Source organism: Acinetobacter sp. ACNIH3 (genome assembly GCF_002918965.1).
In the GTDB taxonomy this organism is placed as follows: domain Bacteria; phylum Pseudomonadota; class Gammaproteobacteria; order Pseudomonadales; family Moraxellaceae; genus Acinetobacter; species Acinetobacter schindleri.
Map to the genome: position 1 here is coordinate 15,715 of NZ_PQLP01000027.1, position 24,825 is coordinate 40,539.

A 24,825-nucleotide genomic window follows, 5' to 3' on the forward strand; every position below is an offset into this window, starting at 1 on the left:
CAATGAAATAGGTCACCATCATAAGTGGTGGTGACCGGTTACTAGAATTAAATTGCACAATAAAAAAGCGAGTTTAGGATGAACATGTCGCAATTCACTAATCAACAATCAATCAATAATTCAACCTTCAAACGTAAAGTTTTGATGAGCATGATGGTAATAAGTATAGGCGGTATCAGCCTGTCAGCTATAGCGCAAAGCACAGCTCAATCCAGTCAGGATGAAATCGAGCAGTTACGTCAGGAAGTCAAAGCCTTGCGTGCCATGATTGAACAGCAGCAGTCTCGACAAGTTACATATACAGCACAGGCAACAACACCGGCAGCTATAGCACCAGCAGCCAAACCGGTCATGAAACTTGCTAGTGGTGCTGAATTCAATCTTTACGGAAATGTCCGTGCCGATGCCTCTTATCAGGCTGAAGGCGGTGCAGCTACACGTATGTATAACCAGATTAATGCTGTTCCACTTAAAGGTGTAGGCGAGCGCAGTGATGAGTTTAAATCGACACTTTCTGCAACCCGTCTAGGGATGGACTTTAAAGCTCCTGTAGGTGCTGGGGACAAAGCCCTGAGTGCTAAAGTTGAAGTAGATTTCCTGGGTGGCGCAGGTCTGGATAATTTACGTATCCGTCATGCTTATATGAGTTATGCCAACTGGCTGATTGGTCAGACCTGGTCAAACTTTGCTATACCGGATTATATGCCAGAAACTGTAGATGCTTTGGCTTATGCAGGTGGTGCAGTAAAGCGTACGCCTCAGGTTCGTCATACTAGTACCTTTAGTCCTGCTACCAATCTGGTCCTTGCAGTAGAAGATCCAAAAGATGGCACTATTACTGGAATCAAACAGCGTTTGCCTGCCTTAACCGCACGCCTAAACCATAAATTTGCTGATAATCTTAGCGTCAGTGCCCGTGCCATGGGGAATGAAAAGCGTGTCAATGAAGATGAAGAAATGGCATGGGGTGTAGGTCTGGGTGCAAAATATGAAGTTGTACCGGGTACTACTTTAAAAGCCGATTACTACCATGTTAAAGGTGATAGCAGCTTTGTGTCTTATGCTAATCCTGGTGTAGTTAGAGCGACGAACGGGGATCTTTTACAGAGTGAGTTCGACTCGATTACTGTCGGTTTAACCCAGCAGTTTAATGACAAGTTACGTGGTACCTTGGGCTATGGTTATATGAATTTCGAGCAAGATAATGGATATGTTACTGCTACCGTGAATCCAACAGCAATTAACAAGGATCTTTGGCAAGCCTGGGCAAACGTGTTCTATAGTCCGACCAAACCTTTAAGTTTTGGCCTGGAATATGTCTATGGTGAACGTGAAGCATTAGATGCAGCCACGAATGGCAGTAATAAAGGTGAAGACAACAGGATTAACGCGGTTGCAATCTATAGCTTCTAATATTTCTCGGATTACATTTTGAAAAGCGTGAACCCAGTTCACGCTTTTTTATTGTGTTCAATTTGATCGATGATCTGTTCTACAGCTCGAGCAAGTTCATCTGTCCATTCAAAAGAACAATTTAATCGAATAAAGTTCTGCACTGCATGTTTAGGCCTGAACAGCAAACTCGGTGCAATGGAAATCTTCTGTTCAAGCAAATCCGTATAGAGCTGCTGCGAATCCATATCTTCAGGCAGCTCTACCCATAAAAAGTAGCCCGTTGGATAATAGTGAATCTTACAGTCTTCAGGTAATCTGGCTTTGAGTTCCTGATAAAAACGTTTTTTGTTCTGATTTAAATGACGGCGCAAACTACGCAAATGCTTTTCATAATGATGATGCGCAACAAAATCTACCAATGTATTCTGTAAAAGCGGACTCACACTCAGGGTACTCATCAACTGTAGATGTTGAATAGCATTGGAGTATGGGCCTGCAAAGACCCAGCCGACCCGAGCACCCATGCCTAGTGTTTTAGAAAATGAACCACAGTGCAGCACCATATTTTCCTGGTCAAAATATTTCACTGGCACTGGTTTTTCCTTGCCAAAGTTCAGTTCCTGATAAACGTCATCTTCAATCAGATGCACCTGATACTGAGCTAAGCACTGTGCAATATTTTCTTTGATTTCTGTAGAAACTGTATAGCCAATCGGGTTCTGTGCGTTCAACATCAGCCAGCAGACTTTAATCGGATATTGTTTCAGGACTTTTTCAAAAGCTTTCAGATCAAAACCACGTTCAAGATCATCAGGAAGAGTAATGACATTTAGTCCCAGTCTTTCAGCAGCTTGCCAGGCCCCATAAAATACGGTTTCCTGTAAAAAAATATAATCTCCCGGTTGGGTGAGTGCCTGTAAAGACAAATTTAGAGCATCCAGCGCACCAGATGTAATGACAATGTCATCTGAATGGCATGATATACCTTGTAGTTGATAACGTCCGGCAATGATCTGGCGCAGCTCCAGATTACCCGGTGGCATATTTGGATGATTCAGATAGCTGTTTTTACGTTTGGAATGCTGGGATAACAACTGCATAAATTTGCTATTAAATAGCAGTTCCGGATTGGGAAATGCCGATCCTAACGGGATCATATCTGTTGCCTGGGTATCTTTTAGATAGTTAAATACTACCGAATTGATCTGTATTTTCTCGTGAGCTGCTAATGTTTCTTTAATGGAAGTTATTGCAAGACCAGCACGTTCTGCAATGTAATACCCGGATTTATCTTTGGCATACAGCCAGCCTTGTGCCTCAAGTTCCTGATAGGCATTTAACACTGTCATCAGGCTATAACCGGAAAGTTCAGACTGCTCACGCAATGAAGGGAGTTTGTTATGGGCTTTCCAGATGCCGTCCTCAATCATATGACGAATACTGAGCGCGAGTTTTTCAAATTTATACATACATCAAGAAAAATAGAAAAATGGAAATTTACCTGCATATATAGCATATTTAGTCAGGTTAAATATAACAGTTGGAGCAGTTATGATTTATCTGTTATATTTTTTTAGGCAGTATTTGTATCTACTCATTTTTTGCAATCGGGCTGAAAATAAGGATAGTCCCTAAATCCAGCGACAGGTGAGCATATGACTCCAGACGAACAGAAAAAAGCACCGAAATATGCAGACAGCAGTATTTCTGATGAAGCTTTCAAAAAGATGATTATTTGGTTCGCTATTTATGCAGGGTTGTTTTGTCTGGGGGTGGTTTTAGTGGTCAACGCTGATAACCTGTTCTTCTCAGGACTCAAATAATAAAAAATCCCGGTTTAATGACCGGGATTTTTATTCATATAATTATTCCATTATAAAAAATGATAGTTTTTGATATTTTCATAGACGCCGTAGTTTTTGTCACATTTTGCTACTTGCTTTCATATTTTTCCTTGCTAGATTCAAGCAAGTGATAAGTTTATTTTGCAGTGTCTGCTAATCTGCGCATCATGCTTAAATAAAAATATTTAAAAATCTCGACAACAATATGGACGTATAACAAGGATAAAGGAGCACAACATGCTTGGAAATATGATGTTTCAGCCCTTACTGATCAGCAGCATGATTGAACATGCAGGACGCTATCATGCCGATACTGCGGTAATTTCAAAAAATACTGATCTCAGCATGACCCATACGACCTGGGGCGAAATTCGTAGCAATGCCAAACGTTTCGCCAATGTGCTGAATCAGCTGGGACTGCGACATGGCGACCGTGTCGCGACCATTGCATGGAATAACCATCGTCATCTGGAATCCTGGTATGCCATTTCTGGAAGTGGATTTGTTTGCCACACGATTAACCCGCGTTTATTCCCTGAACAGTTGGTATTTATTATTAATGATGCATCAGACCGTGTAATCCTGTTTGATAAAACCTTTGTACCCTTAATTAAAGCCGTCAAACCGATGCTAAGCAAGGTAGAGCACTTTATCTGTCTGGATGCAAAAGAGGAGGCTATCCTTGAAGCTCTTCCAGATGTGAAATTCTATGATGAGCTGATTGCCGATCAATCTGATGATTTTGATTGGCCTGTTCTCAATGAAAATGCAGCAAGCTCACTGTGTTATACCTCTGGAACTACAGGTCATCCAAAAGGTGTTTTATATAGTCACCGTTCAACGACATTACATAGTTTTGCGATCAGTTTGCCGGATTCACTGAATGTATCTGCACGAGATATCATGCTGCCTGTAGTACCGATGTTCCATGTCAATGCCTGGGGGACACCGTATGCAGCAGCGATGGTCGGCTGTACTTTGATATTGCCAGGCCCAGGGCTGGATGGCGCTAGTCTGGTCAATTTAATTGACAGCTATAAAGTATCAGTTGCCTTAGGTGTACCAACGATCTGGCAAGGTTTGATTGCAGCAGCGCAACAGTCGGGTTCCAAGTTAGAAAGCTTAAAACGCAATGTTGTCGGCGGTTCGGCATGTCCGCCTTCAATGCTAAAAGTATTTAAAGAACAGTTTGATTGTGAAACCATCCATGCCTGGGGTATGACGGAAACCAGTCCACTTGGTGCTGCCAATCAGATTAAAGCCAAGCATCTGGATTTGAGTGAGGAAGAGCGTTTAGAAATTCGTCTTTCTCAAGGTCGTCCACCATTTGGCGTCGACTTGCGTTTGACTGATGAAGAAAATGGATCGAATGAAATTACTCGCGATGGTGAAACCACAGGCAATTTGCAGATTCGTGGTCACTGGATCATCAATAACTATTTTGGTAAGGAAGAATCTTCTTTAACTGCTGATGGCTGGTTTGATACGGGGGATATTGCCACCTTAAATGAAGATGGCTTTATGAAAATCAGCGACCGTGCCAAGGATCTGATCAAATCGGGCGGAGAATGGATCTCCTCAGTGGAACTGGAAAATCTGGCTATGGGTCATCCGCAAATAGCCATGGCAGCTGTCATTGCTGCACAGCATCCGAAATGGGATGAGCGTCCAATCCTGATTGCGATTAAAAAACCTGACAGTCAGCTCACCGAGCCAGAATTGCTGGATTATTTTGCTGACAAAGTGGCTAAATGGCAGGTGCCAGACAAAGTAATTTTTGTCGATGCAATTCCACTGAGTGGTACTGGCAAGATGCTGAAAAAAGACTTGCGTGAAAAGTTTGGAACAGTATTGCTGGATCAGCAAACAGAGCTCAGCCCAGCTGTAGAATAATACCTATAAACTCTTCCAAAATAACAAGGCTGATTACAGAAATGTGGTCAGCCTTTTGCATATTTATAGCCATAAAGCTCATAGAAAAATATTCGATCCAAATAGTCGAACTGGCATGAAATGCCTTTCGGATTTACATGCCGAAAACCAACCTTAATCAAAAGCACATCATTTTGTCCGACAAAAAACAGGAATTCTACTGACAGAAACATGATTTGACCCGAATTGACATGGAACGAATCATAAAAGCCTATATTCTGAATGCATAATAAATAGACAGATGTACATTAATTCTGTTTCTGTATGAGGTAATAAAAATGACAAGTATGCAAAGCTACAAGCCTCACTGGATCCGAGAAGACTTCATTGATTTCATTGCTGAAAAAGTTCATCCAACTTTGGCATTGAAAAAAGTGAAGGCAGAAGTGATCAGCATCCAGCTTATTGGCAATGATTTTTATAAGATCCAGTTACGTCCAAATTTCAACTTTCAGGCTAAAAAATTTCAACCAGGACAGAATGTGGCTGTGACTTTAAGGCTGGATGGTATTTTGCATCAGCGTCATTATTCTGTCGTTACAATGCTAAAAAATGGTGATGTAATTATCGCTGTTAAACAGCAGGGCAAAGTATCCCGTGCCTTGAGCTCCTCACAGCTGGCTGCTGTGGTAGAGCTTTCACAGCCACAAGGTGAATTCACCCTGCTGAATTCCCCTAAACCCATTTTAATGCTGGCCTCAGGCAGCGGCATCACTGCAATTTACTCCTTGCTGCAAAAAGCCGTAGTGCAGTTTCAGCATCCGATTGATCTGATCTACTTCACCCGTGATGATGCGTTTCATGCTGAAATTAAAACCTTGGCACTGATGCATCCACATCTGAAATATCATCATTTTAATACTGTGGAGCATAAGCAGCATCTCAGCCTACGGTTACTCAACAAGCTGGTGTCTGATTTTGAACAACGTGAAATTTATGCCTGTGGTTCAGCGGCCATGATGAAAACAGCACACCGTATTGCTGAAAAGCTTTCCGTGAAATCCAGTTTCCATTCTGAATACTTCCAGATCGTGGTGGATGAAAAAGTTAAAGCACAACCTGTGCAATTCCAGCGATCGCATCAGGAGTTTCAGGCCAGTTCTACTATTCTGGAAAGTGCTGAACAGGCAGGTTTGCGTCCTACATATGGTTGCCGAATGGGAATTTGTAATACCTGTTCCTGCACCAAAGTCAGTGGCTCAGTAAAAAATATCTTGACTGGTGAAATCGATCACGAGAGCAATACCCCGATCAAATTGTGTATCTCCCAGGCCGTTAGTCCTGTGGTGATTAATCTTTAATCCCTAGAAAAATAAGAAGGTACTCCCATGAATATGCAAATTGATTTTAAGCGGCACAGTAAGAGCCAATTTTTAAGCCCTGAACAGATTCAGGAATTTGGTGCCAAGGTGGATGCGATCCGCCGTGAGATGATGGATGATTTAGGTGAAAAAGATGCTGAATACATCTATAAAATCCGTAATTTTGTCCGTTATAGCGAAATTGCTTCCCGGGGCATGCTGATGGTGGCCGGTTGGTTGCCACCAGTCTGGCTACTCGGTACAGGCTTATTGGGTATTTCCAAAATCGTAGAAAATATGGAACTTGGTCATAACGTGATGCATGGCCAGTTTGACTGGATGAATGATCCAAGTCTGAATGGTTCGACTTATGACTGGGATACCATTGCCACCGGTGATGACTGGAAATATACCCATAACTATATTCATCATACTTATACCAATATTGTCGGCATGGACCACGATGTGGGTTATGGCCTGATTCGTGTGAGTGAATCGCAAAAATGGGAACCCCGTTTTCTATTTAATATTCCACTAACAATTCAGTTGATGGTGTTCTTCGAATGGTACGTGGGTCTACAGCGCCTGCATCTAGAAGATGTAATTGCCTATAAAACCAAAACCTGGAAACAGGTTTGGGATGAAGCAGCGCCACTACGTAAAAAGATGCGCCGTCAGGTACTGAAAGATTATGTATTCTTCCCGATTATTGCCGGTCCAAATGCCATTCCAGTATTTACTGGCAATGCAGTGGCCAATGTGATTCGTAGTCTGTGGGCTTCCGCTGTGATCTTTAACGGTCATTTCACGGAAGATGCTGAAACTTTTGAAATGGACAATACGGAAAATGAATCCCGTGCGGAATGGTATCTGCGTCAGATCCGTGGCTCGAGTAATTTCAGTGGTACCGAATGGCTGCATATTCTAAGTGGTAACTTGAGCCATCAGATTGAGCACCATTTATTCCCGGACATGCCAGCGAACCGTTATTCAGAAGTGGCACCAAAAATCAAAGCATTATGTGCTGAATATGGTATCCACTATAACGAAGCCAGTTTTATGAAGCAGTTTTCGACCGTTTGGGTTCGCGTTGCAAAATGCTCTGTACCAAACGAATGGCATGCACAAATTGCAGAAAAAGTGCAAAGCGCAAAATTTATATTGAATGCTGTAAAAGCCAAGTTCTTTTAATCACTTTTCTTTAACAGCATCATATTGATGTTTCTTAACCAGTTTGGTACTCCTCAATAACTTTGGATGGGTTATTGAGGATTTTTTTATCTGAGCTTCTTATACATATCAACTTGGTTGTAGATTGTCTTGGATCTAGTAATATTAGTTCCAATAAGCTTAAAAAATACTAATACCTTATCAAATTGAAGTATTTTAAAATATTTGATTCATTAGAATAATTAAGTAATACATCATATTTTATGGATAAAATGTGAAGAATTCTTTTCAAAAAAACACTCATGCAAAACAGACTTGGTACGGCTGAAACGCTTTGCCTACAACAACTTGCTAAACTTTAGGAAAGTTATTTTTATAATGGCGACGTCGTAACATTCAAGGTTTTAGTTTTGAAATATCTTAAATATTTTTCAGGAATCTCCTTATTATTGCTGTTAACTGCTTGTAACACCACTGAAGCGCCAGCTCCAGATTATCAGGGCAACTGGAAGAATACTCTGGAAAATCCAAAACTTGAAAATATCCTGGTAATTGCTAAAAATGGTGAAAATTATCTGATTACTAATACCATCAAAGATAAGGAAACCGGTAAAACAGAGAAAAAGAACCCGATGCCCGCGGCTGTAAATGAAAATGGCATGCTTCAGCTGAATGCAGGGGCGGGAATGGTTGATTTTGTAATTGATGAGAAAACTGGCAACCTTGTAGGGTCAGGTTCAGTCTACCAAAAAGCCAAATAATACTCTAATCTAATCCGTTTAGAAATAACAACATAGATGTCATGAAATGGAATTATTCATGACATTTATTTATATAGATATTTAAGCAATATGCCTTAATAATTCGGTAAAACCCTGCACAAAATAATTTGCTCTGGCTTTAATCAGCTCGATTTCATGAGCAGAATACTGATCATAAATTGCCACTACCTCTATTCCTGCATTATTCGCAGCTTCTACACCAATTAAAGAATCTTCAATAATCAGGCAATCTTTGGCTTCAATTTTGAAATGCTCAAGAACATTCAGATAAATTTCTGGATGTGGCTTGATGTTCTGGACATTTTCGCGGGTAAGGATTAAGGCAAAATCATCATCAAAGCTGATTTTAGCGTTAATATTTTGATTATTGTCCTGATAACGCTGCACATTGAATAAACTGGTGGTTGTGGTTAAGGCCAGTGGAATCTCTTGTTTTTTCAGGGCCTGGATTATAAGTTCCGCCTGAGGTTTTAATTCGACCACATGATCCAGAAAATGTCGTGAAATACTGTAACGGCGGTTTTTAACGTCTTCTTTGTTTAGTTCAAAACCGTATAGTTCTTTTAAATAACCACAATATTCCAGATAAGGATCAGGCAAATGTCGAAAGGCTGTCAACTGTAGATCCCGCTGCTGCTGGATCAATTTTAAATTGGCTTTTATACCGGAAAGTTCATGAATCAGGGCTGCATCAACTTGGTTCCAGATACCGACTGAATCAATCAGGGTGCCATCTAGGTCAAAACATACCAATTTTTTGTTCTGAAACATGACACTTTTCCCTTAATTTCCACAATCTATTCTGTGCGGCTGAGTATATAACATGCGACTTAAGTGTTTCAGCTGAAATAAAAGATAAGGGTTATCCATTTTACATGAAGTGGTATTTGACAGAGTTACAGATCGGGTAAACAGTATTTTTATTGCAAAACACATCCTGAATGATCATACAGATAGTCACAAAGTGTTATATTTGGACATTGGCACTAGATCAAATTGCGCGGATGATAGATCCGCCAAAATGATTAAAAAATTGAAGGAAATGTGTTTCTGTGTTTGAACTTGACTGTAAATTGCTCAGCATCTTTTATTATGTCTACAAATTTAAGAACGTCTCCCATGCAGCCGATTATCTGGATATGAGCCAACCGACGGTGAGTAATCTGCTCAATAAAATCCGTCAGCATTATAATGATCCTTTATTTTTGCGTATTGGCAATGAAATGCTGCCGACGGATCTGTCAAAGCAGCTATTTCCTTTGGTCAGTGAAGCGCTGAGTAAAGTCGAAACCATCAATAATTTTACTATTGATTTCGATCAGACCACCTCTCAGCAACGCTTTACCTTGGCAATGACCGATGTATCGCATCTGGTCCTGTTGCCAAAAATTTCACAATATCTAAAACAGCACGCTTCGCATATTCGTCTGAATGTGCGTCCAATTACTTCAGAAACCAGCTATCAAATGGCCAATGGAGAAATTGATCTGGCTTTAGGTTTTTTGCCGAATCTGGAAAATGGTTTCTATCAGCAGAAATTGTTTGAACAGTATTATGTGGTGATTGCAGCCAAAGACCATCCACGGCTGGTTGGCGACAGCCTGACTATTGAAGAGTATTTGCGTGAAACGCATATTGATATTGATGCCGGGATGGGACATTACCATATTGAAAACGAATTGCTGAATCTAGAACTCAAGCGAGACATTCTGATGCGCTTGCCAAGCTATTTAGGCGTAGGACTGGTGGTGCAGGAAACCGATGCAATTGCGACTGTGCCTTATTATTTGAGTGAAGTATTACTATCGCGTGGCAATCTCAAGATTTTTAATGCGCCGATTGCATTCCCGACCTATTCTGTGAAACAGTATTGGCACATGTCCTGTCATCATAAAACCAGTCATCAGTGGTTACGCAATATATTGCATGAGATTTTAAGTAAATAATCTTATAGCTATAGATCCGGACTTAGTCCTCATCTATAAATTTTAAAATCCCGGCCTATGCTGGGATTTTTGTGTTTTGGTGCATCTTGATGCCTATAACAGATTCTTGCACCTGAATTGATCAGTTAAAACCCCAAAAAGTATTACTAAATGGAAAAACAGTATTACTAAATTGGCATAGCCTTTGCATCTATCAAACTCATCATAAAGTGATCTAGGGTTCCGATACATGAACATTCATGTATGTCTGAGACCGAGAGTTCACGGCGAAAGGAAACACTGATCGCTACACGGAGGGATAAAAGCCCGGGAGGTAAACCGTACAAGTTAGATGCAGAGGCTGTTATGAGCACAACTACTTATCACGAAGATTCCGCACTGTGGACTGAACTTTTACCGGGTGGCCATCACTGGTCTGCGCGCATTCAGCGTGGCGCAGTATTACAACTTAAATCTTTAGGCAAAAATGCCAATGTCGCGCTGTACTGCGTGAATAGCGAAGATAAACTTGAACGCTATAACATGCCAGACAGCTTAAAAGGGCAACACACGGCATTTTTAAGTACAGGGCACATTTTAGCTTCTGATTTAGGGCGAGCGATGATCTCGATTGTGAAAGATGATCACGGTTGGAATGATACTTTTTGTGCGCCAAGCACTGCACGACAAATTGAACAACAATTCGGCACTCAAACTTTCCAAGATGCCCGTAATGAGATGTACCGCAGTGGCAAAGATTCTTTACTGCTTGAGATGACCAAATTTGGATTATCTGCAACCGACCTCAGCAGTACTTTAAATCTCTTTTCTAAAGTTCAACCTGATGATAACGGCAACTTAAGCTATGTGGCATCTGACAATACGGATCACGTGATTGAACTACGCTTTGAAATGGATTGTTTGGTGTTTTTATCTAGTGCACCACATGCATTAGACAATAGCGCCGTGTATGCACCTGCCGATATTGAATTAAATCTTTTTAAAGCACTTTCTTTAGGTGAAACAGACGTATGTCGTGATTCTTGCCCGCAAAATCAGCGAGCATTCCAAAATAACAATCGTTACTACGCACTCATCGCTTAATTGGGGGAATACAACATGACAGCTTTAACCAATTTACAAAATAGCTTAGAAAAATCAGTGTTAAGCGAAGTCTGTCCTGCTGGTGAAGCATGGATGTGCGAAGTCAAAAAAGGACAGTATTTCCGTATTGTAGATCTAGAAGGCAACCAGGCGGTAGATACCTTATTTATTTCCGCATCAAACCCAGAAGAGCGTTATAGCGCGACCGATACTTTGGCGATGAATCGTCAAATATATTTAGAGAAAGGCACAACATTATACACAAACTTTGGCAATAAAATCGCCACCATCAACGATGATAACTGCGGTCGCCACGACACTTTAGGTGGTGCATGTTCATGTGAAAGTAACACGGTTCGTTATACCCATGACAAATACCCAATGCACAGTTGCCGTAATAATTTCATGATTGCGTTGTCACAACATCCAATTGCCAAAAAACATGGCTTAAACGTGCGCCACATTGGTCCAAACATTAACTTCTTTATGAATGTACCTGTGACTTCAGAGGGTCACTTGAAATTTGATGATGGGATTTCTGCACCGGGAAAATATGTGGAAATTAAAGCGGAGATGGATTTAATTGTGCTGATCTCGAATTGCCCACAGCTCAATAACCCATGTAATGCCTATAACCCAACTAAAATTCAACTGATTGTCCGCGAAGGCGAGGAATAAGCCATGTTTAATAAAGTTCTTATCGCCAACCGTGGTGCAATTGCTTGTCGTGTGATTCGTACCCTAAAAAAATTAGGCATTCAATCGGTTGCAGCGTATTCAGAAGCCGACCGTGATTCATTGCATGTGACTTTGGCCGATGAAGCCGTATTTATTGGCGATGCACCTGCAAGCCAAAGCTATCTCAATGTCGATAAAATTTTAGAAGTTGCTAAACAAACCGGTGCTCAAGCGATTCACCCAGGTTATGGCTTTTTATCTGAAAATGCTGAGTTTTGTGACTTATGTGAAGCGCAAGGCATTGTGTTTTTAGGACCAAATTCAGCGCAAATGAAATCATTTGGTTTAAAACACACTGCACGTGAACTCGCGATTCAAGCCAATGTACCGCTACTTCCGGGTAGTCAACTCTTAGCAGATGAAGCTGAAGCGTTATTGGAAGCCAATCGTATTGGTTATCCAGTGATGCTGAAAAGTACCGCAGGCGGTGGCGGGATCGGGATGCGTTTGGTGTGGAATGAAGAAGAGCTGAAAGATGCTTATGCAACCGTCTCCTATTTAGCCCAAGCCAACTTTAAAGATGCAGGTTTGTACTTAGAGAAATTCGTGCAAAATGCCCGTCATATCGAAGTGCAAATCTTTGGTGATGGTAATGGCTTGGTGTTAGCACTTGGTGAACGTGATTGTTCGGTGCAACGTCGTAACCAGAAAGTGATTGAGGAAACGCCTGCGCCACATCTAAATGATGAACAACGTGCCTATATCCAAAATGTCGCGATTCAACTGATGCAGTCGGTGAATTACCGCTCGGCAGGAACCGTTGAATTTGTGATGGATACTGACACACAAGAATTCTATTTCTTGGAAGTGAATACCCGTCTACAAGTCGAACATGGCGTGACTGAACAAGTCTTTGGTGTCGATCTTGTGGAATGGATGGTGACTTTAGGCAGTCGCGATTGGGTTGCACCGACTGAAAAATTGGAATCTAAAGGTCATTCAATTCAAGTACGTCTCTATGCCGAAGACCCAATCAAAAACTTCCAGCCAAGTGCAGGGCTTCTAACGCATGTCGAATTTGATACCAATGCCCGTAATGAAACGTGGGTAGAAACAGGTTCAAACGTATCGTCTTTCTATGACCCGATGATTGCGAAAATCATTGTGACAAGTGAGACTCGTGAATCTGCAATCCAAGCGATGACCGACACACTCGCTAAAACCCAAGTGGCAGGCATTGAAACCAACCTTGAATATCTACAAAACATTATCGACTGTGATGTATTTAAAGCCGGTATGCAAACCACACGCTTTTTGAATACCTTTGAGTGGAAAACCCAAAAGATTGAAGTGCTACAAGCCGGTATTCAAACCGCCGTGCAAGATGTCACAGGACGTTTGGGTTATTGGGATGTCGGTGTACCGCCATCAGGTGCGATTGATCCACTGTCTTTAAATGTCGCGAACCAACTATTAGGCAATGCACCAAATACCGCAGGTTTGGAATGTACGCTACAAGGCCCAAGCTTAAAATTCCATTGCGATAGCCAAATTGTACTCGCAGGTGGCGATATGCCATCGACTTTGGATGGCGTTCAAGTTCCAATGTGGCAAACCGTGAATGTGCGTAAAGGTCAGGTGCTAAAATGTGGCAAGATCGCCACAGGTTGCCGTACCTATATCGGGATTAAAGGTGGTCTGAATGTGCCTGAATATTTAGGCTCACAAGCAACCTTTACCCTAGGTCAGTTTGGCGGTCATGCCGGGCGTAATTTACTCATTGGCGATATGCTTCCAATTACGGCATTTACATCGACTGAAACTAGAGCATTAGCACCTGAACAAATCCCTGCATTCTCAAATACATGGGAAATTGCGGTGATGTATGGTCCACATGGCGCACCTGACTTCTTTACCAAACGTGATATTGATTCGTTCTTTGCGCAAGAGTTTGAAATTCACTTTAACTCAAGCCGTACAGGTGTGCGTTTAATTGGTGAAAAACCTGAATGGGCGCGTACCGATGGCGGTGAAGCAGGTTTACATCCATCGAATATTCATGACAATGCTTATGCCATTGGTGCCATCGACTTTACAGGCGATATGCCAATTATTTTGGGGCCAGATGGTCCAAGTTTAGGTGGATTTGTTTGTCCGGCGGTGATTGTCAGCTCAGAACTGTGGAAAGTGGGTCAGTTGAAAGCAGGCGACAAAGTCAAATTTGTGCCTGTCAGCTACCATCAAGCCAGCATTTTAAATGAAAAATATCATGCCATGCTGAATGCTGAAAACACGGCATTGGTAAACTTTGATGAAGCCTTTTATGCAGAGAAAAATACTTTAGAAACACCCATCTTAGATACTTTAAAAGCTGAAAATGGTGCGCCTGATGTGGTGTATCGTCCTGCCGGCAATAACTATATGTTGGTGGAATATGGCGAGTTGGTACTTGATTTAAACCTGCGTTTCCGTATTCATGCACTGATGCAATGGGTCAAAGATCAAAATATTCAAGGCATTATTGATCTAACACCGGGTATTCGTTCCCTGCAAATTCACGTTGACTCGACCCAGCTTGATCAGATTGATTTATTGCGGATGCTTCAAGTTGCAGAAGAGCAATTGCCTGATGTGACCGAGATGCAAGTGCCATCACGTACCGTGTATTTACCACTGGCTTGGGAAGATTCACAAACGCAATTGGCTACTGAACGCTATATGCAAACGGTAAGACATGATGCACCGTGGTGTCCTGATAACGTGGAGTTTATTCGCCGTATTAATGGTTTAGACTCTAAACAAGCCGTGAAAGACATTGTGTATAGCACCAATTATTTGGTCATGGGTTTGGGTGATGTGTATTTAGGTGCACCTGTGGCAACACCACTTGATCCGCGTCAGCGTTTAGTCACGACCAAATACAACCCTGCACGGACATGGACACCTGAAAATGCCGTGGGGATCGGCGGGGCGTATATGTGTGTATACGGGATGGAAGGTCCGGGTGGCTATCAGTTTGTCGGTCGTACTTCGCAAATGTGGTCACGTTACCGTAAAAACCCAGACTTTGAACAAGGTATGCCGTGGTTATTACGCTTCTTTGATCAAATTAAGTTTTATGAAGTATCTGAAGCTGAACTCATGCACATGCGTGAGGACTTTAAAGCAGGTCGTTTAAAACTGCGTATTGAAGACGGTGTATTGAACTTAAAAGAATACAACGACTTCTTAACGGAAAACCAAGAGTCGATTACTGCCTTTAAAGCAGTGCAACAAGCCAACTTTGATGCAGAGCGCCGTCGTTGGCATGAAGCAGGACTTGCAGAATATGTGTCTGAAAGCCTAGATGCGGTAGATGATGGCGAAGGTGTAGAAGTGCCTGAGGGGGGGTGTGCGGTGGAATCGCATATGCCAGGTTCAATTTGGAAAATTGAATGTCAGTCAGGGGATATTGTGGAAGAAGGGGCAACGCTTGCGGTGATTGAAGCAATGAAGATTGAGATTCCGATTATCGCACCTGAGCGTATGCGAGTGGATGCGATTACCATTGAAAAAGGGCAAACGGTAAAAACAGGACAGGTGTTATTTACGTTGGCGCCAGTAGCTTAAAGAATCCTCCCTAACCCTCCTTTTTCAAAGGAGGGAATTTCCTCTTTTTATTCTTGCGCTATATATAGCTCAGGGTTAGGGAAGATTAAGACCGTCCATAAGGGTGGTTTTTTATACTTTGAATATTAGTATTCAGGTTAAATATATGATCAATTAAAAATAATAGCTTTAAATAAATATTCATTTTTAATCCCAGCTCCCTAGGGAGCTGGGATTACCTAAAAAAATAAATGAAGAGTTATTACTAACGTCTACATGTTTGGGTATGCGAGCCAATGCCTCACACAACTATCCAGATTACATATTGGGATAGGAGAAAGGCACGGCTTCGCAAGAATTATCTTAATATTACATATTAGGATAATTCGGACCACCACCACCTTCCGGTGTTACCCAGGTGATGTTCTGGGACGGATCCTTGATGTCACAGGTCTTGCAGTGCACACAGTTGGCTGCATTGATCTGGAAGCGCTTGGAACCGTCATTATTTTCCATGATTTCATATACACCCGCCGGACAGTAGCGCTGAGCTGGCTCATCCCATTTCGGCAGGTTCACTTCAACCGGGATGGACGGGTCAGTCAGTTTCAAATGCGAAGGCTGGTTTTCTTCATGGACCGTGTTCGATACAAATACAGAAGACAGGCGGTCAAAAGTCAGCTTGCCATCCGGTTTTGGATAGTTCGGCTTGAAGTTCACTGCATCGACAGTTTTTAATGCCTTGAAGTCGGGTAGCAGGTCGTGCAGGGTAAATGGCACTTTAAACACATTCTGGTCGATGAAGTTGAATGCACCTCCCATCCATTGACCGAACTTGTGCATCGCCGGACCAAAGTTACGCGAGCTGTACAGCTCTTCTTTCAGCCAGCTATGGTTGAACTTGTCGGTATAAGCAGTCAATTCTTTTACGAAGAAGTCTTCGCCTTCAGTTACACGCGCAACCGCAAGATCACCACCTTTTTCTACACCGAGAGCAATCGCTTCAAATACCGCTTCACCGCAGAGCATGCCGGATTTCATCGCCGTATGTGAGCCCTTGATTTTGGCGAAGTTCAGGAAGCCTGCGTCATCACCAATTAAAGAACCGCCCGGGAAAGTAAATTTCGGCAGCGAGTTAAATCCACCTTTGGTCACGGCACGGGCACCATAGGAAATACGCTTGCCACCTTCCAGATACTGCTTGATTAGCGGATGGGTTTTCCAACGCTGCATTTCCATAAATGGATACATGTGGGGGTTTTCATAAGAAAGATCTACGATCATGCCCAGGGTCACCTGGTTGTTTTCAGCATGGTAGAGCCACCAGCCACCACTCGAGCTGGTTTCATTCAATGGCCAGCCAGCACCGTGCATCACCAGACCCGGTTTGTGCTTGGCAGGATCGATTTCCCATAGTTCTTTAATGCCGATACCGTAATGCTGTGGATCTGCATCTTTATCCAGGTTGAATTTCTGGATCAGGCGTTTACCTAAATGACCACGGCAACCTTCTGCAAAAATCGTATATTTGGCATGCAGTTCATAACCTGGGGTAAAGTTATGCGTTGGTTCGCCATCTTTACCAATGCCCATGTCACCCGTCTGGATACCTTTGACTGAACCATCTTCATGGTAAAGGATTTCAGAGGCAGCAAAGCCTGGGAAGATCGAGACTTCCAGTTCTTCTGCTTTCTGGCCTAACCAGCGCACCACGTTGCCCAGTGAGATGACATAGTTGCCATCGTTATGCATGGTTTTAGGCACCATCCAGTGCGGAGCTTCTTGTGATTTTTCATCAGAGAGTAGGAAGAAGGTTTTGTCTTCAGTCACTGGGACGTTTAAAGGTGCACCTTGTTCTTTCCAGTTCGGGAACAGCTCGTTCATGGCACGCGGTTCAAGTACAGCACCAGAAAGAATATGAGCACCGACTTCGGAGCCTTTTTCCACGACACAAACGGACAGATCATTCAGGTTGTTTTCAATTGCAAGCTGACGGATTTTGATCGCAGCAGAAAGACCCGCAGGGCCTGCGCCTACGATGACTACGTCAAACTCCATCGATTCTCTTGTAATATCTTCCATAATATAAAATCCAATTTCGCTATGCGATATTTATAGCATTATCTAAATCGGTTATGAAGCTTATTTTTGATCTTTTTATTTGAAATAGGACTTCATCTATTTTTTAAATCTTATCTATTTCATAGCATTAAAAAGGTTTGCTGCAAATTCTAGTTAAAGTAGGAAGATGTGTAGACTGAGTATTCAATAAAAAGAGCGACTTAATGTCGCTCTAATAATTATTTTTTTATATGTTATTGAGATTCATCGCAATATTATTCACCATGTGAATCAGACGCGGTCCAATTTCATTTTCCAGTTTTTCCTGATTGAGCAGATAACTTGGTGCACCGCAGTTAAATGTTAAAATTCCATGTTTGGGATGAATCAGTGGAACTGCCACGGAATTTACATCTTTTGCCCAGTCACCTAAAGACAGACAGTAGCCATAATCCTGATAATCACGGATTGCACGTTCCAGATTACGCTTGATGGTTGGCCACTGATCTTCGTTTCTTTTTTTGATGGCATCAAATAAATATTCGCGTTCCTTCACATCCATCGCTGCCAGACAGGCCCGTCCCATGGCACTGCTATGAATCGGTAAAGTCGAACCGACAGGGCGGCGCATGGTTAGCGTCGATTCTGTATGTACCACTTCCAGATAAATCATGCTCAAACGGTCACGGGTAGCCATTGCCACAGGGGCTTGGGAATAGCGTGACATTTCTTCCATAAACGGATAAGCCTGAGTCCGCGCAGAAATATTACTCAAAGCTGCATAACCCAAAGCCAATACGCCAACATCCAACAGATATTTCGTGGTATTCGGTAGTTGTTTTAAATAACCTAAAGAAACCAGGGTGCTGGTAATACGGGCCACAGTTGGCTTGGGTAAGTTGGTTAATTGTGCAATTTCCTGATTGCCAAGTAATTGATTAGTCGCTGAAAAGCAACGCAAGATTTCCAATCCACGCGCAATAGACGCAATAAATTGAGGATTATTTTCTCTATGAATATGTGAAATCGGATCTAAACGGATTTCATCAAAGTTGGGAATTTCACCAGTTTTATTTTTTGTCATGGTCAGGGCAATTAAAGTTAAATTAATGAATATGATAGCAACATAATTTCACGATACAAAATAAAACACTTCTACAAAAGATAAAATATAGGAAAAAGTGCCGAAATTATTTGTGGTCGAAAAGAATCCTGTTACCCAACTTTGAAGACAATATAAAATCATCTAGTTTTTTAGGTTTAACACGTAGCCAATATATTTAAAAAGTTTCGATTTCTCCGAAAGAGTCAGTGATCGATAAATATTACAGCAAGAAAAAAGGTTTAATTATCTATTCAAAAAAACTGATAAATAGAATAATCACTCATCAAAATATTTCGTATCGTGAAATTAAATATTAAACACAAATCAACTGGAACACCAGAAAAATTTCATTTTTTAGTTAAAATATAAAATTTTTAATAATTTCACTTGCTCAAAATGATTTTATATGATTATTTATTTCGTAATACGAAACAAAAATAAGGGTAAAGGAATTTACCTAAATTATATCCATGGAGATTCATATGATTCGTGATCCGGAAATGCTCGACCAACTTCTGTCAACGATTCGCGATTTTGTAAAAAATGAACTGGTGCCTCTTGAGCATGAAGTAGAAGAGAACAACGCCATTCCTGAACATATTGTGGAACAGATGAAAGAGCTGGGCTTGTTTGGCCTGACGATTCCAGAAGAATATGGTGGTTTAGGCATTACCATGGAAGAAGAAATTCTGGTCGCGATGGAGTTAGGTCATACATCAGCTGCATTCCGCTCTTTAATTGGTACTAACAACGGCATTGGCTCAAGCGGCATCATTATCGACGGTACAGAAGAACAAAAACAGAAATATTTACCGCGTTATGCAACGGGCGAAATTATTGGTTCATTCTGTTTGACCGAACCGGATTCCGGCTCAGACGCTGCTGCTTTAAAAACCAGTGCAGTCAAAGACGGCGATTATTATATTTTAAACGGAACTAAACGCTTCATCACCAATGCACCACGTGCCACGACATTTACCGTGATGGCACGTACCAATCAAGAGATTAAAGGTGCTAGCGGTATTTCAGCATTTTTAGTTGAAGCAGGCACGCCTGGTTTAAGCCTAGGTAAAATTGACAAGAAAATGGGCCAGCATGGTTCCTATACCTGTGATGTGATTTTTGATAACTGTAAAGTGCATAAAGATCAGCTGATTGGCGGTGTAGAAGGAATTGGCTTTAAAACAGCTATGCGCGTTCTGGATAAGGGCCGTCTGCACATTGCCGGTTATAGCGTGGGCATGGCAGAGCGTATGCTGGAAGACGCACTTAACTATGCAGTGGAACGCAAACAGTTTGGTCAGCCCATTGCGAATTTCCAGCTGATCCAAGGTATGTTGGCAGACTCCAAAGCCGAGATTTATGCAGCCAAATGTATGGTGCTGGATGCTGCACGTCTGCGTGATGCTGGCCAAAATGTTACGACTGAAGCCTCTTGTGCCAAAATGTTTGCAACTGAAATGTGTGGTCGAGTAGCTGATCGCTGTTTGCAGATTCATGGTGGAGCGGGTTATATCAGTGAATATTCAATTGAACGTTTCTACCGTGATGTGCGTCTGTTCCGTTTATATGAAGGAACCACACAAATCCAGCAAATTATTATTGCGCGTGAAATGATTAAACAAGCAACCGCCTAATCTCATAATTTTAAAATAAGGAAATATTAAAATGACGACAAAAATTAGATTTGATTGGCAAGACCCGTTTTTAATCGAACAGCAACTGACGTCAGAAGAGCGTATGATCCGCGATGCAGCGGCAGCGTACTGTCAAGACAAACTGATGCCGCGTGTACTGGAACAGTTCCGCCATGAAAAAACCGATCCGGCTATTTTCCGTGAGATGGGTGAACTTGGTCTGCTAGGCCCAACTATTCCTGAACAGTACGGTGGTGCAGGTTTAAATTATGTCAGTTATGGTCTGATTGCCCGTGAAGTTGAACGTGTCGATTCAGGTTATCGCTCAATGGCCAGCGTACAAAGCTCTCTGGTGATGGTGCCAATTAATGAATTTGGTTCTGAAGAGCAAAAGCAGAAGTATTTACCAAAATTAGCAACCGGTGAGTATATTGGTTGCTTCGGCCTGACCGAGCCGGATCATGGTTCGGATCCGGGCAGCATGATTACCCGTGCCAAAAAAGTCGAGGGTGGTTACCGTTTAACTGGCGCAAAAATGTGGATTACCAACAGCCCGATTGCTGATGTATTTGTAGTTTGGGCTAAAGAAGTTTCTGCCGAAGGTAATGTCGGTGACATTCGTGGCTTTATCCTAGAAAAAGGCTGGGAAGGGCTTTCTGCTCCAGCGATTCACGGTAAAGTGGGTCTACGTGCCTCGATCACCGGTGAAATTGTAATGGATAACGTCTTTGTTCCAGAAGAAAATGCATTTCCGGAAGTTCGCGGTTTAAAAGGGCCTTTTACCTGCTTGAATAGTGCACGTTACGGGATTGCCTGGGGTGCCATGGGAGCTGCAGAGTTCTGCTGGCATACCGCACATCAATACACCATGGACCGTAAACAGTTTGGTCGACCACTCGCTGCGAATCAGCTGATCCAGAAGAAACTGGCAGATATGCAAACTGAAATTGCACTCGGTTTGCAGGTGGCTTTACGTTTTGGCCGCATGAAGGATGAAGGCATTGCTTCAGTTGAAGGTACATCACTGATCAAGCGCAACAACTGCGGCAAGGCACTGGATATTGCCCGTTTGGCCCGTGACATGATGGGTGGAAATGGCATTAGCGATGAATTCGGTGTAGCCCGTCATCTGGTTAATCTGGAAGTGGTAAATACCTATGAAGGTACCCATGATGTACATGCCCTGATTTTAGGTCGTGCACAAACCGGAATTGCAGCCTTTTGCAACTAAACCTGAGATCTACCTCTAGCCAGCATTGCTGGCTAGATTGTTTTCGGGGTTAAGAATCGCGGCTTAATCACATCTTTCAATGTATTGCTATGTGATTTCTATAGAGCAACTTTATCAAAAACTTTGAAAATCATTTTTATACCACCTGGTTCAAGCGTGGTAATGATCAGCAAATATTCTATATTTCACCTAAATAATTAAGTGAAATATGCATTTTAAAAAGGCACAGGAGTGCCGAAAAGTAGAAAGAGCATTATGGATACGATCAGTTCACAACAACACCCAGTGGAAGGTGGAAACGAACCCAAGCAAAGAGTCTGGATTCTGGCCTTTATCTTCTCATTTTTGGCATTACTGGTTGATGGTGCTGATATTGCATTATTAGCCTACAGTCTGACCAGTCTGAAACAAGAGTTTTCATTAAGTAATATGCAGGCCGGTGCTTTAGGAAGCTGGACACTTGCAGGGATGGCTATCGGCGGTTTTTTTGGTGGCTGGGCTTGTGACCGTTTTGGCCGGGTTCGTGTGATCGTCATTGCAATCGCATTGTTTTCTTCATTAACTTTCTGGTTAGGATTCGTGGAAAGTTATGATCAGTTCAAATGGCTGCGCTTTACGTCTGCAATTGGACTAGGTGCTCTATATATTGCCTGTAACACACTCATGGCAGAGTATTTACCCACCAAATATCGCTCTACAGTATTGGCAACGCTTATGACTGGCTGGACTTTAGGCTCGGTGGTCGCAACTGTTCTGGCTGGATGGCTATTGCCTGAATTTGGCTGGCGATACCTCTATTATATTGCCATTATTCCAATTGTACTGGCCTTCGCGATGTACTTCTTGGTGCCTGAACCGAAAGCCTGGTTAGATGCGCGTAAAGCACGCCTGGATGCAAAAGCCAGTGGTATTCTGCAGGAAAAACCAAAAAATACTTTTAAAATGATTTTTGAAGATGCACTTAGCCGTCGCATGTTTATCCTCTGGTCCTTCAGTACCGCATTTTTACAGTTTGGCTATTATGGAGTCAGCAACTGGCTACCGGCGTATTTAGAGACTGATCTGGGAATCAAGTTTAAAGAAATGACCATGTATATGATCGGGACTTTTCTGATCATGATGTGTACGAAAGTCATTGCTGGTTTTATCGCTGACCGGATTGGCCGTCGTGCGGTATTTGCTTTCGGCACCATGGGTACGGCGATTTTCATTCCAGTGATTGTTTTTGGAAATACGCCAGATAACATTCTTTGGTTGATGCTGTTCTTCGGCTTCCTATATGGCATCCCCTACGGTATTAATGCCACTTATATGACAGAAAGTTTCTCGACCAAAATCCGCGGAACAGCCGTGGGCGGTGCCTATAACGTTGGTCGTTTAGGTGCTGTTTTCGCTCCCTTGACCATTGGCTATTTTGCTCAAGGTGGTTCCATTGGTACCGGTTTATTGATTATGGGGATTGCCTATTTTCTTTGTGGTCTGATTCCCGCGTTTTTTATTAAAGACCGTTTATTTGACCCACAAAAAGCCGATTAATTGATAGATCCAACATTTTATAAAGACAGGAAGATGCTAGGAAGCAATTGCATGAATAAAATTACACAGGACATCGAAACTATACTCAAGCAGATTCCAGACGGCGCACATATTATGACCAGCGGCTTCGGTCTGGCAGGACAGCCAATCGAGCTGATTGAAGCGCTGATTGATATTGGTCCGAAAGACTTAACCATCATTAATAATAATGCTGCTTCTGGTGACAGAGGCCTAACCAATCTGTTGTTATCTGGGCTGGTCAAGAAAATGATCTGTTCATTCCCGCGTGCCAATAATTCCAAAGTATTTGAAGAGCTGTATAAAGCTGGAAAAGTAGAGCTAGAACTGGTTCCGCAAGGGAATTTAGCTTGTCGAATTCAGGCAGCGGGTGCAGGTCTGGGCGCTATTTTTACGCCTACAGGTTTTGGAACCAAAATTGCTGAAGGCAAAGAGACCCGTCATATTAATGGCAAGGACTATGTGCTGGAATATCCAATTTATGCGGATTATGCCTTGATTTATGGCAATCAGGCGGACCAATGGGGCAACTTGACCTACCGTAAAGCAGCGCGAAACTTTGGTCCTTTAATGGCAAAAGCAGCTAAAACCACCATTGCCCAAGTACACGAAATTGTTGAACTTGGCGATCTAGATCCTGAGATTATCGTGACACCGGGTATTTTTGTGCAGCATGTGGTGAAGGTAGGAGATATTAAATAATGGCTATTCAAAAACGTACACGTGAGCAGATTGTAGAAAAAGTTGCACAGGATATTCCCACCAGTTCTTATGTGAATCTTGGTATTGGTTTGCCGACACGCGTTGCCGGTTATTTAAAGCCTGAACAAAATATTATTCTGCATTCTGAAAATGGTGTTCTGGGTTTTACCGCTTTAACAGATCCTGAGCTGGCAGATGATGATCTGATTAATGCCGGTAAAGAACTGGTGAGTATGCTAGATGGCGGCAGTTTTATGAACTCTGCGGATTCTTTCGATATTATGCGTGGTGGCCATTTGGATTTTTGTATTATGGGTGCATTTCAGGTCGCAGTGAATGGTGATCTGGCTAACTGGCACACCGGGTCACTAGATGCAGTACCTGCGGTTGGCGGGGCGATGGATCTAGCAGTGGGCGCACGTTGTGTCTATGTCTGTATGGAACATGTCACTAAAAATGGTGAGCCTAGAATTGTAGAAGCACTGACTTATCCAATTACTGGTAAAAACTGTGTAGACCGAATTTATACTGACTTATGTATCATTGAGCTAAAAGATAATCAGGCTTGGGTAGTGGAAATGGTCGATGGCCTAAGTTTTGAAGAGCTACAGCAAAACACCGGTTGTAAGTTACTTGATGGTCGCGCTACAGAGAGCTTAAAATTATCAGTTTAATAATTTAAAGAAATGGGTGGTGTTTCAAAAAGTATGCTGAAAAAAAGCAGGTTGGATTTTGATAAAATAGAGAAATGCGAATAACTCTAGAAATCAAGTGTCCAGCCTGCCTAAGTGACAGTATAAAGAAAAATGGCACAAA

Annotated in this window: 19 protein-coding genes and 1 riboswitch; of the genes, 15 read left to right on the forward strand and 4 right to left on the reverse strand. The window is 42.2% G+C overall.

The genetic code is table 11. From position 1 onward, the window contains the following. The first annotated feature begins 78 nt into the window (after positions 1 to 78). Positions 79 to 1,413, forward strand: coding sequence for a DcaP family trimeric outer membrane transporter (locus C3420_RS11185; RefSeq protein WP_171294471.1), 1,335 nt, complete (start codon positions 79 to 81; stop codon positions 1,411 to 1,413). A 38-nt stretch (positions 1,414 to 1,451) separates the two neighbouring features. Here C3420_RS11185 and C3420_RS11190 read toward each other — a convergent pair whose 3' ends face one another. Next, positions 1,452 to 2,864 (reverse strand): PLP-dependent aminotransferase family protein, encoded by a 1,413-nt coding sequence (locus C3420_RS11190; RefSeq protein ID WP_103800656.1) that lies wholly within the window; start codon positions 2,862 to 2,864, stop codon positions 1,452 to 1,454. A gap of 186 nt (positions 2,865 to 3,050) precedes the next feature. Here C3420_RS11190 and C3420_RS17400 point away from each other — a divergent pair, with 186 nt between their 5' ends. The 5 genes from C3420_RS17400 to C3420_RS11210 all read left to right on the forward strand — a co-directional run bounded on the left by C3420_RS17400 (position 3,051) and on the right by C3420_RS11210 (position 8,403). Next, positions 3,051 to 3,218: a hypothetical protein gene (locus tag C3420_RS17400; protein ID WP_004894933.1), complete on the forward strand. Its 168-nt coding sequence runs from the start codon at positions 3,051 to 3,053 to the stop codon at positions 3,216 to 3,218. A gap of 258 nt (positions 3,219 to 3,476) precedes the next feature. After that, entirely contained in the window at positions 3,477 to 5,132 is a 1,656-nt protein-coding gene (locus tag C3420_RS11195) for a long-chain-fatty-acid--CoA ligase (RefSeq protein ID WP_103800657.1), read from the forward strand. A gap of 317 nt (positions 5,133 to 5,449) precedes the next feature. Then, positions 5,450 to 6,472 (forward strand): flavin reductase family protein, encoded by a 1,023-nt coding sequence (locus C3420_RS11200; protein ID WP_103800658.1) that lies wholly within the window; start codon positions 5,450 to 5,452, stop codon positions 6,470 to 6,472. 27 nt (positions 6,473 to 6,499) lie between these two features. Next, entirely contained in the window at positions 6,500 to 7,663 is a 1,164-nt protein-coding gene (locus C3420_RS11205) for a fatty acid desaturase family protein (RefSeq protein WP_103800659.1), read from the forward strand. Positions 7,664 to 8,052: 389 nt separating this feature from the next. After that, positions 8,053 to 8,403 carry a hypothetical protein gene (locus C3420_RS11210; protein WP_048881061.1) on the forward strand — a complete coding sequence of 117 codons (351 nt, stop codon included), beginning with the start codon at positions 8,053 to 8,055 and terminating at the stop codon, positions 8,401 to 8,403. An 81-nt stretch (positions 8,404 to 8,484) separates the two neighbouring features. Here the strand turns inward: C3420_RS11210 and C3420_RS11215 are convergent, their stop codons facing one another. Next, positions 8,485 to 9,195 carry an HAD family hydrolase gene (locus C3420_RS11215; protein ID WP_103800660.1) on the reverse strand — a complete coding sequence of 237 codons (711 nt, stop codon included), beginning with the start codon at positions 9,193 to 9,195 and terminating at the stop codon, positions 8,485 to 8,487. 281 nt (positions 9,196 to 9,476) lie between these two features. Here C3420_RS11215 and C3420_RS11220 point away from each other — a divergent pair, with 281 nt between their 5' ends. The 4 genes from C3420_RS11220 (at position 9,477) to uca (ending at position 15,740) form a co-directional block, all read left to right on the forward strand. Next, on the forward strand, positions 9,477 to 10,370 hold the full coding sequence (locus C3420_RS11220) for a LysR family transcriptional regulator (RefSeq protein WP_004894919.1): 894 nt from the start codon (positions 9,477 to 9,479) through the stop codon (positions 10,368 to 10,370). A 203-nt stretch (positions 10,371 to 10,573) separates the two neighbouring features. Continuing rightward, a riboswitch (guanidine-I (ykkC/yxkD leader) is annotated at positions 10,574 to 10,685 on the forward strand. Positions 10,686 to 10,715: 30 nt separating this feature from the next. Beyond that, positions 10,716 to 11,453 carry an urea amidolyase associated protein UAAP1 gene (locus tag C3420_RS11225; protein WP_103800661.1) on the forward strand — a complete coding sequence of 246 codons (738 nt, stop codon included), beginning with the start codon at positions 10,716 to 10,718 and terminating at the stop codon, positions 11,451 to 11,453. Between the two features lie 15 nt (positions 11,454 to 11,468). Next, a complete protein-coding gene (locus C3420_RS11230) occupies positions 11,469 to 12,131 on the forward strand; it encodes an urea amidolyase associated protein UAAP2 (RefSeq protein WP_103800662.1) in 663 nt (220 codons plus the stop codon). Positions 12,132 to 12,134: 3 nt separating this feature from the next. Beyond that, the gene (gene uca, locus C3420_RS11235) at positions 12,135 to 15,740 is read left to right on the forward strand and encodes an urea carboxylase (RefSeq protein WP_103800663.1); all 3,606 of its coding nucleotides are present in this window, start codon (positions 12,135 to 12,137) and stop codon (positions 15,738 to 15,740) included. A 348-nt stretch (positions 15,741 to 16,088) separates the two neighbouring features. On the opposite strand, the gene C3420_RS11240 is transcribed toward uca, so the two are convergent. Continuing rightward, a complete protein-coding gene (locus tag C3420_RS11240; protein ID WP_103857233.1) occupies positions 16,089 to 17,801 on the reverse strand; it encodes an electron transfer flavoprotein-ubiquinone oxidoreductase in 1,713 nt (570 codons plus the stop codon). A 226-nt stretch (positions 17,802 to 18,027) separates the two neighbouring features. After that, entirely contained in the window at positions 18,028 to 18,864 is an 837-nt protein-coding gene (locus tag C3420_RS11245; protein ID WP_103801013.1) for an IclR family transcriptional regulator, read from the reverse strand. A gap of 503 nt (positions 18,865 to 19,367) precedes the next feature. Between C3420_RS11245 and C3420_RS11250 the strand changes: the two genes are divergently transcribed. The 5 genes from C3420_RS11250 to C3420_RS11270 all read left to right on the forward strand — a co-directional run bounded on the left by C3420_RS11250 (position 19,368) and on the right by C3420_RS11270 (position 24,683). After that, entirely contained in the window at positions 19,368 to 20,522 is a 1,155-nt protein-coding gene (locus C3420_RS11250) for an acyl-CoA dehydrogenase family protein (RefSeq protein ID WP_004280318.1), read from the forward strand. A 31-nt stretch (positions 20,523 to 20,553) separates the two neighbouring features. Further along, positions 20,554 to 21,753, forward strand: a complete 1,200-nt coding sequence (locus C3420_RS11255; protein WP_005096909.1) for an acyl-CoA dehydrogenase — start codon at positions 20,554 to 20,556, stop codon at positions 21,751 to 21,753. A 255-nt stretch (positions 21,754 to 22,008) separates the two neighbouring features. Next, positions 22,009 to 23,289 carry an MFS transporter gene (locus C3420_RS11260; RefSeq protein ID WP_103801014.1) on the forward strand — a complete coding sequence of 427 codons (1,281 nt, stop codon included), beginning with the start codon at positions 22,009 to 22,011 and terminating at the stop codon, positions 23,287 to 23,289. A 51-nt stretch (positions 23,290 to 23,340) separates the two neighbouring features. After that, positions 23,341 to 24,009, forward strand: a complete 669-nt coding sequence (locus C3420_RS11265) for a 3-oxoacid CoA-transferase subunit A (RefSeq protein ID WP_005222181.1) — start codon at positions 23,341 to 23,343, stop codon at positions 24,007 to 24,009. Continuing rightward, complete coding sequence (locus tag C3420_RS11270) at positions 24,009 to 24,683, forward strand: 3-oxoacid CoA-transferase subunit B (protein ID WP_103801015.1); 675 nt, start codon at positions 24,009 to 24,011, stop codon at positions 24,681 to 24,683. Before C3420_RS11265 ends, C3420_RS11270 begins: the two co-directional genes overlap by 1 nt. Positions 24,684 to 24,825: the final 142 nt, after the last annotated feature.